Here is an 11,062-nt window from a genome sequence, read left to right as displayed (position 1 = left end):
CCCCCCCCCCCCCCCCCCCCCCCCCCCCCCCCCCCCCCCCCCCCCCCCCCCCCCCCCCCCCCCCCCCCCCCCCCCCCCCCCCCCCCCCCCCCACGGCCCGTCCCGACGCTCCCACCCGCGCGTCACCCCGCCAGCATCGTGTCCAGCGTCATGAACGGGTCCTTGAGCCGGGCCAGCCCGTACGCCTGGTCGTACGCACCGTCGCCGATCTGCCGCCGCGCCGACTGCTCGGCGTGCTGGCGCAGCGGCTTCAGCTCCGGAGTGCCCCGCTGGGGGTGCCCTACCATCTCCCAGAACACCTGCCCGGCCCCGTACGCGACCGCCGCGTCCTCGCCCCGCTCCAGCGCGGCCAGGGCGACCGCCAGCAGGTCGAGGCCCAGGCCGAGCCCGAAGGCGTCGCCGATGCGGCGCTTGTCCCGCAGCATGGCGCGGGAGTGCGCGGCGGCGTCGGCAGCCCGTCGCTCCTGGAGCGCTATCACGGCCAGCTGGTACTCGGTGTAGGAGCGCGTCCAGTGCTCGCCCGCCGACACCGAGTCGCTCCGCAGCGCCTCGGCCTCGGCGCGCCCCGTGCCCAGGGAGCCCGAGGCCGTCAGCGCGAAGACGCGTACGAGGCGGCACCGGGCCGCCGCGGGAGCCGCGCAGCCCTGCCGCGCGAGGGCGCGGTCGGCGACGGCGAGCGCGTCCAGGGGTTCCCCGCGCAGCAGCATGACGAGCCCCCGCAGGTACGCCGCGTCCGCGAGCAGGGTCGCGTCCTCCGCGCGGAACGCCTCCACGTCCGCACGCCCCGCCAGCCGCGCGGCGAGGACGTAGTCGCCCTGGAGGCACCGGACCACGCCGAGCGCCCAGTACAGCTTCGCCATGACGGCCGGAGGACCGGCGACGAGCCGCAGGCACTCCTCCAGGTAGTGCGCCGCCTCGTGCAGATGGCCGGAACACGCCCAGAAGAAGCCGACGGCGCCGGCCAGTTCCGCGGCCCTGCGGGGATCGGTCGCCAGCAGGTGCTCCAGCGCGGCGCACAAGTCGCCGTAACAGGAGTTCAGTTGCTTGAACGTCGTGGACTGCTCCGGTCCCCACCAGGAGCGTTCGGCGGCCAGGGCGAGCGCGTGGAAGTGCAGGGCGTGGCGGTCGGCCGCGGGACGGGTCTCGCCGAGTTCCGCCAGCCACAGGGACCCGTACTCGCGCACCGTGTCGTAGACGTGCACCCGGCCGTCGGACAGGGTGACGACGCTCTTGCGGGCCAGCCCTTCCAGGGCCTCGGCCAGCGCCGTGTCGGTCAGGGGACCGCCGCGGCAGACCCGGGTCACGTCGTCCACCGTGGCCCCGGAGCGGAACACCGACATCCGGGCCCACAGCAGCCGTTCCCGGGGCGCGCACAGCTCGTGGCTCCAGCCGATGGTGGTCCGCAGCGCGCGGTGCCGGGCCGGCTGGACGCGGCTGTCGGCGCTCGCGTCGAGGGCGAGCCTCCCGCGCAGCAGCCGGGCCATGGACCCCACCGACTGACCGGGGAGGCGCGCGGCGGCCAGCTCCAGGGCCAGCGGCACCCCTTCCAGCCACCGGCACACCTCGGCCGCCGCCACGAAGTCCTCGGGGCGATTCCACCGCACCCCCGCGGCGGCCGCGCGGGCGACGAACAGGTCCATCGCCTCGGAGTCCGGAGGAAGGGGGCCGAGGTGCAGCAGCGCCTCCCCGTCCAGACCGAGCGGCTCGCGGCTGGTCGCAAGCACCACGAGCCCGGGGCAGCGCTCCAGGAGCGCCCGCACCAGCTCGGCGCAGGGGGCGACCAGATGCTCACACGAGTCCAGGACCAGCAGGGTGCGGCGAGCGCCGATCCAGCCGGCCAGCGTCTCCACCGGGCTGTGGGGCGAATGGTCCGACAGGCCGCAGGCGTCGGCGATCAACGGGGTGAGCAGCGTCGGATTGCTCAGCGACCACAGGGGAACCCAGTGCACGCCGGCGAACAGCTCGGGCCCGCACTCCTCGGCGACCCGCGCGGCGAGCCGTGACTTCCCGATTCCGCCCGTCCCCGTCAGCGTCACGAGGCGCTCGGTGCCCAACAGGGTCACCAGCTCCCCGACCGCCTTCTCCCGCCCCACGAACGGCCCGCTCCCCGGCGGCGCCCAACTCTCCATGCCCGCATTGTGGGGGAGCCCCGGCGGGCGCCGGAGCGTCGGCGTTTCGGATGCATCGTTTTCGGCCCTTCCCCGCGGCCGGGCCCTGGGACGGTCGGGCCGAAGGGCGGACGAACGGCCCCTCCGCTGCGGGGCCACGGGGCGCACCGTGGAGGTGAGGGGCGGGGACCCGGACCTTCGGGGACACGGAACCTCCGTGTACACGGAACCTCCGGGTACACGGACCTCCGGGTACACGGACCTCCGGGATCGCCCTTCGTCGCGCGGCGATGAGTCCCGCCGACCCGGCCTCCCCCTCCGGGGCCCCGACAGGTGGGCAGGCCCCGGACGGCGTAGGGAGACGGCGCGTCCGGCACGCCGTACGACCCCGGCCGGAGGCGCCACGGACGGAGCACGCACGGCCACGCCCCATGCCGGGCCGTACGGCCTCCGCGGACGGATTCCGTGGACGGATTCCGCCCCGCCGTCCCGGCGGTCACGCGGGATCACGGCGCGGGGGCCGTGAGCGACGGTGGCGCAGGCCCGCGCGACGAACAGGGGGCGGACGCCCATACTGAGGAGGACGGCAGGCGTCCAGGGGTGCGTAGACACAGGAGTGGCGGTGGCTACACAGCAGGTGCCCTTCGACGAGGTGACCACCAGCGCGGCCCGGGACGCGGGCGGCTGGCTGGGCGCGCTGCCGGTCGCCGTCGTGGCCACCGGCGAGGACGGGACGATCGTCCGCTGGGACCGGGCGGCGCAGGACCTCCTCGGCTACACGCCGCCCGAGGTCCTCGGTCTGCACATCGCCGAACTGCTCCATCCCGGCGCGGACCGCGGTCTCGGCAGGTCCCTGTGGGAGGGTGCGGCCACCGGACGCGGGGTGATGGGCACCGTCACCGCCTGGCACAAGGAAGGACGCCCCCTCGACCTGGAGATCTGGGCGTCCCCGGTCCCGGCCCGGCACCACGGCGGGACGACGGTGCTGGTGTTCGCCGCCGAGGCGCAGGCGGCGCGGCGGATCCGCGGCTCGTCGGCGGTGTGGGACGGGCTGTTCTCCCGTTCCCCGGTGGGCATCGGGATCCTCGACACCCAGCTGCGCTTCCTCCGGGTGAACCCGGCGCTCGAAGCCATGAACGGGCTCGTGCAGGCCGCCCACATCGGGCGCCGCCTCGTCGACCTCCTCCCCGACGTCAACGCCGCCGACATGGAGGCCGCGATGCGCACGGTCCTGGAGACCGGGAGACCGGTCCTCGACTCCCGCCGTACGGGCCGCACCCCGGCCGATCCGGACCACGACCACGTGTGGTCGGGTTCGTACGTCCGGCTGGAGGACGCCGACGGACGCCCGATCGGGCTGGCGGCCACGCTCATCGACATCACGGCCGAGCAGCAGGCGCAGCTGGAGGCCGACGCGGGCCGCCGGCACCTCGCGCTGGTCAACGAGGCCACCCTCAAGATCGGCACCAGCCTCGACCTCGAACGGACCGCGCAGGAACTCGCGGACGTGGCCGTCCCCTCCCTCGCGGACGCCGTCACCGTCGACGTCCTGGAGACCCTGGCCGCCGACGGCGAGACCGGTGCCGGACTCGTGGGCGGGGCCACCCTGCGCCGCCTGGCCAAGGCGCCGCTGACCGGATCGGCGGTCACGACCGCCCTCGCGCCCCTGGGGCGCACGCTCTCGTTCCCGGCCAACGCCCCGTACACCCGGGCGCTCGGCGAGCGCCGTCCGTTCGTCGTGTACGAGTTCGACGAGCAGGCCATCGCCCCCGCGTCCGCGTACTCCTCCACGCCCGTCGAGCTGCTCGGACTGGGCGTGCACTCGTTCATGATGACGCCGCTGCTCGCCCGCGGCGTGGTGCTGGGCCTCGCCACCTTCTACCGGACGCGACCTGTCGGCCCCTTCACCGACGACGAGGTCGCCCTCGCCGGAGAACTGGCGGCCCGCGCCGCGGTCTGCGTCGACAACGCCCGCCTCTACCGCCGCGAACACGACACCGCCGCCGTGCTCCAGCGCAGCATGCTGCCCCAGCACATCACCCCGCCGCCCGGCATCGAGGTCGCCCACCGCTACCTGCCCGCCAGCGACGTCAACGAGGTCGGCGGCGACTGGTACGACGTCATCACGCTCAAGGACGGCCGGGCCGCACTCGTCATCGGGGACGTGATGGGGCACGGCACCGCCGCCGCGGCGGTGATGGGCCGGCTCTCCGCGAGCGTCAGGGCCCTGGCCCGCCTGGAACTCGCGCCCGAGGACATGCTGTACCAACTGGAGGCCGCCCTGCGCGACCTCGCCGAGCCGATGATCGCGACCTTCCTCTCGGTCCTGGTCGACCCCGCCACCGGGCTCTGCCGCGTCACCCGGGCGGGCCACCCGCCGCCCGCGGTCGTCCTCCCCGACGGCACCGTGCACCTGCTGGACGTGCCCCCGGGCCTCCCGCTCGGCGTCGGCGGATGCGAGTTCACCACCACGGAGGTCACCCTGCCCCTCGGCAGCCTCCTCGTCCTCTACACCGACGGCCTCGTCGAGGCCCGCAGCAGCGACATCGACGAACGCCTCGCCGAACTGACCGACCTGCTGGCCGCGCCGGTCCCGTCCCTGGCCGACCTGTGCGACCGCCTCGTCACGCACCTCGTGCCGGCGTCGGCTGACGACGACATCGCGCTCCTCATCGCCCGTATCGACACCGCGCGTTGACCCGCCCGGCCGGTCGACGCGAGGCACCGGCCCCGGGGAACGCCACCGCTGGGCGGTCGGCCCGCCGCCGCGTCAGACGTGGGGCACGACCGCGACCGGCGCACGGCTGTGGTGGAGCACCGCGTGCGCCACGCTGCCGAGGCGAGGGCCCAGGGGCGGGCGCCGGGTGCGCCGGCCGACGACGACGAGGGCGGCGTCGGACGAGAACCGCACGAGTTCGAGGCCGGCCGACCCGATGACGACGTGAGCGGTGGCCGTGACGTCGGGGTACTTCGCGCGCCAGGGGTCCAGGAGGTCCTCCAGGAAGCGTGCGACCTCGGGTGCGACGGCGGGCCGGATGTCCGGGACCATGGCAGGCCCGAGGGTGGCGTAGTGGGGGAGCCGCTCCCCGTGGACGACGTCCACGGCACCGCGCCGGCGCGATGCCTCCTCGAAGGCGAACTCCACGACCGCGTCCGCGGGGTGCCGGACGTCGATGCCGACCGTGACGGACCCCCGTGACCCGTTGCCGTCGAGGTCTCGCACGAGCACGACGGGCCGTTCGACGACTCCGGCCACGGTCAGGCCCACCGACCCGACCAGATAGCCGGCGAATCCGCCGAGCGCCCGCGAACCGAGGACCAGCAGCTCACCCTCCTCGGCCGCCGCGACGAGGCCCGGCACGGGAGCGGTGGGGAGCACCGCCACCGTGACCGGGAGGCCCGGGTGCCGCACGCGCAGCCGGTCCGCCGTCCGGGCGAGGAGCTCCTCGGCCCAGGGGCCTTCGGAGTTCCGTACGGCCTGGGGGGCCACGGACTCGGGCCGATCCTCCTTCGCGTGCACCAGACGGACGCCGGTGTCCCGCAGCACGGCCGCGTCGGCCGCCCACACGGCCGCCGCGTCGGCCTGCTCCGTACCGTCGACGCCGACCACGATGTCCTTCGGCATGATCGTCCACCTCCCGTGAGGGACGTCCCGGGATCGCACGGCGCCGGCCCGGACGGGGACCGCCGTCGCCGGCGGTCCGGTGCCGGGCGGGACGCCTCATGCCCCGGGCGTGTGCGCTCCGCGGCTCCCACCCTGGCGCGGATCGCGCGTCCGGCAGGAGTGCCGAACGGTCCCCTTCCGGGACCGTCGGACCCTGTGCCGCAGCCCGCCCCACCGGCACGGTGGAGGAAGCGGCACCCGGCCGTCCCGTACGCGAAAGGCGGTGGGGACGATGGAACCGCCGGTGGCAGGTCCCGTGGTGGTGGGCGTCGACGGATCCGCGGGCAGTCTCACGGCGCTGGACTGGGCGGTCGACGAGGCGCTCCGGCACGGACTGCCCCTGCGGATCGTGCACGCGTCGCTCTGGGAACGGTACGAAGGCGTCGTCCCGGCCCACGGCACCGACCGGCCCTCCGGCCAGGTCCTCGCCGAGGACGTCACCGGAGCGGCCGCCGACCGGGCCCGGCGCCGCGCTCCCGGTCTCGCCGTCGCCACGGACGTGCTCGCGGAGGACGCGTCGAGCGCCCTCCTGCGGGAGGGGCGGGACGCGATGGTCCTGGTCGTCGGCTCCCGGGGGCGCGGGGACCTCGCCGACCTCCTGCTCGGCTCCGTCGGACTCGTCGTGGCCGCCCGGTCGCGGGGACCGGTCATCGTCGTGCGCGGGGACCGGCACGCCGTGGAGGCACGGCACGAGCGGATCCTGCTCGGTGTCGGCGCCCACGACGTCGACTCCCCGGCCGTCCGCTTCGCCTTTCGCGAGGCGGCCGCCCGGGACGCCGAGCTGGACGTCGTGGGCGCCTGGCGACACGCCTCCCCCGCAGCCCCGGACCACCCGCCCCTGGCAGGGGAGTCCGCCGCGTCCTTCGCCCACGGAACGGCGGACCTCCTCGACAAGGCCCTCGCACCGTGGGTGGAGGCGTACCCGGGGGTCCGGCTCCGCAGGAGCACGATCGAGGGCCCCGCCCACCGCGTCCTCACCGAGCGGTCGGCCGCCGCGGACCTGCTGGTCGTCGGCGCGCGGCGGCGCGACCGACTGATCGGCCTGGAGCTCGGCAGGGTCGCCCACCGCGCCCTCCACCACGCCTCCTGCCCCGTCGCGGTCGTCCCCGCGCGACCGCCGACCCTCGCGGAAGGGGACGCGGACGGGAGCGGGCTCGGGGACGGGTGACCGTCGGCCGGGCGGCCGGAGGCAGCCGTCGAGCCGCGCGGGTCCGGATCACGGCCGGCCCCGATCACGGCAGGTCCCGATCAGGGGCGGAACCGATGAGGCAGGCGCCGATCAGGGCCGAACGGCCCATCCCCAGGACACCCTTCCAGGTGCCGGCGTGGAGCTGTCGCTCCCGGCGTCGCCTCCGGTGCCCGGGGCCTACCCGGAGGAGGAACCATGACCAGCGAGATGCCCGTCCGGCCGCGGCTCGGCGACGTCGTCGTGGGCGTCGACGGATCTCCCTCCGCGCGCACCGCCGCACTGTGGGCCGCGGCCGAGGCCGACCTCCGGGGCAGCACCCTGCGTGTCGTGCACGCCGCCGACACCGACCGGCGCGCCTACCGGACCGACGTCGAGACGATGCAGGCCGTAGGCGAGGCGGGCCGTGACCTGCTGATCGGGACGGCCGACGCGGTGCGCGAACACCACCCCGAGCTGCGCGTCACCCGGGAACTCAGCCGTCGGGAGACCGTGGCGGGCCTCCGGGAGGCGGCCGGCGGGCAGGGGACGATCGTGGTCGGCCACCGCGGACTCGGCGGCTTCCCCGCCCTCCTTCTCGGCTCCGTCGGACTCGGCGTCGCCGCACGGGCCGACGTGCCCGTCATCGTCGTCCGCGGCGAAGACGACCGGCCCGAGACGGGGTCGGTGACGGCGGCCGTGCACGACGCCGCCGACCTCGACCCGCTCCTGGTGGCCGCCGCCGAAGCCGACGCCCGCAAGGCGGCCCTGCGGATCGTGAGCGTCTGGAACGTGCTCGCCCACATCGGCACCGTCGCCACCCTGCTCGACGACCTCGACGGCATCGCCCGGCGACGCGTCCACGAGGTCAAGGAGCTCGCCGACCGCGTCCGCCTGCTCTGTCCCCGGCTGATCGTCGGACACCACGTGGAGACCGGCACGTGCACCCCCGGCATCCTGATCGAGGCGAGCGGCCGCACCGACCTGCTCGTGATGGGCCGCAGCCGCGGACCGCTCGGCATCGGGCCGTCCCTGGGACGCGTCGCCCACGCCCTCATCCACCACGCCCGCTGCCCGGTCGAGATCGTCCCTGCCGCCCCCGTCGCGCGGGACGAGGAGTCATGAGCGACGTCCTGGTCGGCATCGACCCCCGTGAACTGTCCGTCCCCGCCCTCGTGTGGGCCGCCGACGAGGCCGTACGCAGAGGAGCCCGGCTCAGGCTGGTCGGCGCCGTTCCGCCGGCCCGTGACCGGCTGCCGTACTCCGCGCGTTCCCCTCACAGCTCGCTGCGCGTCCGGGCGGCGTCGGCGCTCGCGAACGCCGAAGACCTCGTACGGGAGCTGTACGACGGCCTGTGGACCGCGACGGAACTCGTCGACGGGCACCCCGCCGCCGTCCTGCGCGGCCGGACCCGGGGCGCCGCACTCGCCGTCGTGGGCTCACGCCCTCCCGGCAGGGCGGCCGAGGCCCTCGGCGGCGGCTCGGTCGGCGTGCCCCTGGCCTCCCTCGCCCACTGTCCCGTCGTCGTGGTCCGCGCGCCGGAGCGGACCGCCGACCACCCGCCCCTGATCGTCGTCGGCGTCGACGGCAGCGCCGACTGCCGCGCCGCCGTCGCCTTCGCCGTCGCCGAGGCGCGCCTGCGCGAGGCCCGGCTCCTGGCGGTCTGGGTACGACCCCACCCGCCGTCCACCCACGGCGACGGGACGGGCGAGGGGGCCGAAGAGGGGGCCGAGCACCGCCGGATGCTCCCCGAGACGCTCTCGGGCCATACCGCGCCCTTCCCGGAGGTGGACGTCGACGGGACCGTCGTACGAGGACACCCCGTCGAGGAACTCACCCGCGCCTCCCGCCAGGCCCTCGCCGTCGTCGTCGGGCGCAGGGGCCGCGGCGGCTTCCCCGACATGAGCCTCGGCTCCACGGCCCACGGGCTCCTCCACCACGCCACCTGCACCGTGATCACGGTGCCCCTCCCCGAGGAGGGAGGACGGGACGGCCCTCCGGCCGCGGCCGGTGGGGGTCGGTCCCGTCCGCACCTGCCGGACGCGCCGGACCGACCGGCACGCGGCGACCCGTCGTCCTCGGCGGACTGACACAGGACCGGTGCGGACCGATGACGACCGTGGCGTACGGAGGAAGCCGGTGCCGACGGGGACGACACAGCAGCGAGACGGATGGACCGAGAGCCGACGGGGACGAGACGACGACGAGGCGGGTGGACCGACAGCCGACGGAGACGAGACGACGAGACGGGTGGAGCGACAGCCGACAGCCGACAGCCGACGGGCGGCGTACGAAGCCCTGCACACCCGTCCGCCCACGGCCGGGCGACGGCCGCACGACCCCACGGCCGCACCCGGCTCCGCCCGGCACGGCCCGTTCGGCCCTCCCGCACGGCCCCATCGGGCACTGCGCGCCGGAGCCGCCGGGGGGCGAAGGTAGAAGGGAGGAGCCTCACCGGGCTCCGCCCCTGGTCCGTCGATCGGGCCCCGTCCGGGACCCGCGTACGAGGAGCAGAACGATGACCGCAGACAAGGCGGAACGCAGGCACAGCCGCTTCCCCGACTTCAACGACTGGTTCAACCGGGAGTTCCCGGGCCTGCCCGGATGGCGCCCCGGGAACTCCGCGCACTCCATCCCCGTCGAGGCGTCCAGCGGTGACGGCGCCTACGTGGTGCGGGCCGAACTGCCCGGCATGGACCCCGACGACTTCACGATCACCGCCGACGGCGACCTCCTCACGGTCAGCGCGGAGCACGTCGAGAGCGAGGAGGACAAGGAACACTCGGAGTTCCGCTACGGAACCTTCCGCCGGACCGTACGCCTCCCGATGCCGATCCCCGCGGACGACGTCGACGCCTCCTACGCGGACGGCATCCTCACCGTCCGTGTCCCGCTGCCCGAGCAGACGGCCGCGCCCCGCAGGACCATCCCCGTGCGGCGCGCCGGCGGCGAGGGCGGTGAGCGGTCATGAACCCGAAGCGCGTCCTGGTGGCCCACGGCGGCCGGCACGGCGCGACCGCAGGCATCGCCGACGAGATCGGCCGGGCGCTCCGCGACGACGGCTTCGACGCCGTCGTCCTGCCCGCCGACACCGTGACCGACGTCAGCGGCTACGACGGAGTCGTCCTCGGCGGCGCCCTCTACGCCGGGCACTGGAACGGCAAGGCGAGCCGCTGCGCCCGGCGCAACGCCGACCAGCTCCGCAAGCGGCCGGTCTGGCTCTTCAGCAGCGGCCCCCTCGACCGCTCCGCCGAACAGCACGACATCCCGCCCGTCCGTGGGGTCGCCCGCCGGATGGAGCGGCTCGGCGCCCGCGAGCACGTCACCTTCGGCGGCGCCCTGACCGCCGAGACACCGGGACGCATCGCCCGCTCCATGGTCGGACACGGCCAGGGCGGGGACTTCCGCGACCCGGCGCGGATCCGGGCGTGGGCGCACCACATCGGGGACGAGCTCGGCGCCGCGCGCTGAGCCGCACCACCGTGACCATCGGCAGGACCGTCCTACCCGGGAGGCGCGAGATGAGCCACCAGGAGCTGCCGGACCCCCGACGCGACGCGCCCGGGGACGGCAGGCCCGTGAGCCGTGCCGTCCTGACCCTCGTCCTCGCGGTCGCCCTGATCTGCGGGGCCGTGGCCGCCGGGATGCTGTGGAACGCCGGCATCAGAGCCGACCGCGCCCTCGCCGCCCATCGGCACCAGGTGCAGGCGACGACCACCGCCCGGGCCGACGAGGCCTCGCTCACCACCCGGCAGGGCCTCGGACCGCAGTCCGTCGCGCCCGCGGTCTGGGAGTACCCCGACACCGTCCGCAGGTCGGGAACGATCCCCGTCCCGCCGGGCACGCCCCAGGGGCGCACCGTGCCGCTCTGGGTGGACGACCACGGCGTCCCGGCCCGCCCTTCGGGCGGCACCGCGGCACTCGCCCCGACGGCGGTCGCGGGAGGCGTGGCCGTGACGAGCGTGATGGGGGCGTCGGGTCTCGGCGTGGTGGCGCTCGCGCGTCGGCGCACCGAGGGCCGCAGGCTCGCGGTCTGGGAGCGGGAGTGGGAGCAGGTGGAGCCCGTCTGGTCCGGCCGGCTCCGCCGGGGCAGCGGCCCCGGGAACGGCGACACGTGACCCGAGC

Annotated in this window: 9 protein-coding genes; 7 read left to right on the top strand and 2 right to left on the bottom strand. The window is 75.8% G+C overall.

The window, feature by feature from the left end:
- Window positions 1–122: 122 nt before the first annotated feature.
- On the bottom strand, window positions 123–2,129 hold the full coding sequence (locus ACZ60W_RS01285; RefSeq protein WP_469753253.1) for an ATP-binding protein: 2,007 nt from the start codon (window positions 2,127–2,129) through the stop codon (window positions 123–125).
- A gap of 601 nt (window positions 2,130–2,730) precedes the next feature.
- On the opposite strand from ACZ60W_RS01285, the gene ACZ60W_RS01280 reads away from it, so the two are divergent.
- A complete protein-coding gene (locus tag ACZ60W_RS01280; protein ID WP_469753252.1) occupies window positions 2,731–4,806 on the top strand; it encodes a SpoIIE family protein phosphatase in 2,076 nt (691 codons plus the stop codon).
- 72 nt (window positions 4,807–4,878) lie between these two features.
- Here ACZ60W_RS01280 and ACZ60W_RS01275 read toward each other — a convergent pair whose 3' ends face one another.
- The gene (locus ACZ60W_RS01275; RefSeq protein ID WP_469753251.1) at window positions 4,879–5,733 is read right to left on the bottom strand and encodes a universal stress protein; all 855 of its coding nucleotides are present in this window, start codon (window positions 5,731–5,733) and stop codon (window positions 4,879–4,881) included.
- A 271-nt stretch (window positions 5,734–6,004) separates the two neighbouring features.
- Between ACZ60W_RS01275 and ACZ60W_RS01270 the strand changes: the two genes are divergently transcribed.
- From ACZ60W_RS01270 to ACZ60W_RS01245, 6 genes are all read left to right on the top strand, one after another.
- Window positions 6,005–6,940, top strand: coding sequence for a universal stress protein (locus tag ACZ60W_RS01270; RefSeq protein ID WP_469753250.1), 936 nt, complete (start codon window positions 6,005–6,007; stop codon window positions 6,938–6,940).
- A gap of 216 nt (window positions 6,941–7,156) precedes the next feature.
- A complete protein-coding gene (locus ACZ60W_RS01265) occupies window positions 7,157–8,062 on the top strand; it encodes a universal stress protein (RefSeq protein ID WP_469753249.1) in 906 nt (301 codons plus the stop codon).
- The gene (locus ACZ60W_RS01260; RefSeq protein WP_469753248.1) at window positions 8,059–9,027 is read left to right on the top strand and encodes a universal stress protein; all 969 of its coding nucleotides are present in this window, start codon (window positions 8,059–8,061) and stop codon (window positions 9,025–9,027) included. Before ACZ60W_RS01265 ends, ACZ60W_RS01260 begins: the two co-directional genes overlap by 4 nt.
- A gap of 428 nt (window positions 9,028–9,455) precedes the next feature.
- Window positions 9,456–9,908 carry an Hsp20/alpha crystallin family protein gene (locus ACZ60W_RS01255; RefSeq protein ID WP_469753247.1) on the top strand — a complete coding sequence of 151 codons (453 nt, stop codon included), beginning with the start codon at window positions 9,456–9,458 and terminating at the stop codon, window positions 9,906–9,908.
- The gene (locus ACZ60W_RS01250; protein ID WP_469753246.1) at window positions 9,905–10,408 is read left to right on the top strand and encodes a flavodoxin domain-containing protein; all 504 of its coding nucleotides are present in this window, start codon (window positions 9,905–9,907) and stop codon (window positions 10,406–10,408) included. The genes ACZ60W_RS01255 and ACZ60W_RS01250 overlap by 4 nt, the downstream gene beginning before the upstream one ends.
- Window positions 10,409–10,458: 50 nt before the next feature.
- On the top strand, window positions 10,459–11,055 hold the full coding sequence (locus tag ACZ60W_RS01245) for an Rv1733c family protein (RefSeq protein WP_469753245.1): 597 nt from the start codon (window positions 10,459–10,461) through the stop codon (window positions 11,053–11,055).
- The last annotated feature ends 7 nt before the right edge of the window (window positions 11,056–11,062 follow it).

It is taken from the genome of Streptomyces sp. NPDC104202, from assembly GCF_055584185.1.
This window is presented reverse-complemented; position numbering and strand designations above follow the sequence as displayed.

What these genes read in the sequence shown, in the direction of transcription:
- ACZ60W_RS01285 (WP_469753253.1), bottom strand. Translation starts at nt 2,129, where the DNA reads ATGGAGAGTTGGGCGCCGCCGGGGAGCGGGCCGTTCGTGGGGCGGGAG.
- ACZ60W_RS01275 (WP_469753251.1), bottom strand. Translation starts at nt 5,733, where the DNA reads ATGCCGAAGGACATCGTGGTCGGCGTCGACGGTACGGAGCAGGCCGAC.
- ACZ60W_RS01270 (WP_469753250.1), top strand. Translation starts at nt 6,005, where the DNA reads ATGGAACCGCCGGTGGCAGGTCCCGTGGTGGTGGGCGTCGACGGATCC.
- ACZ60W_RS01265 (WP_469753249.1), top strand. Translation starts at nt 7,157, where the DNA reads ATGACCAGCGAGATGCCCGTCCGGCCGCGGCTCGGCGACGTCGTCGTG.
- ACZ60W_RS01260 (WP_469753248.1), top strand. Translation starts at nt 8,059, where the DNA reads ATGAGCGACGTCCTGGTCGGCATCGACCCCCGTGAACTGTCCGTCCCC.
- ACZ60W_RS01255 (WP_469753247.1), top strand. Translation starts at nt 9,456, where the DNA reads ATGACCGCAGACAAGGCGGAACGCAGGCACAGCCGCTTCCCCGACTTC.
- ACZ60W_RS01250 (WP_469753246.1), top strand. Translation starts at nt 9,905, where the DNA reads ATGAACCCGAAGCGCGTCCTGGTGGCCCACGGCGGCCGGCACGGCGCG.
- ACZ60W_RS01245 (WP_469753245.1), top strand. Translation starts at nt 10,459, where the DNA reads ATGAGCCACCAGGAGCTGCCGGACCCCCGACGCGACGCGCCCGGGGAC.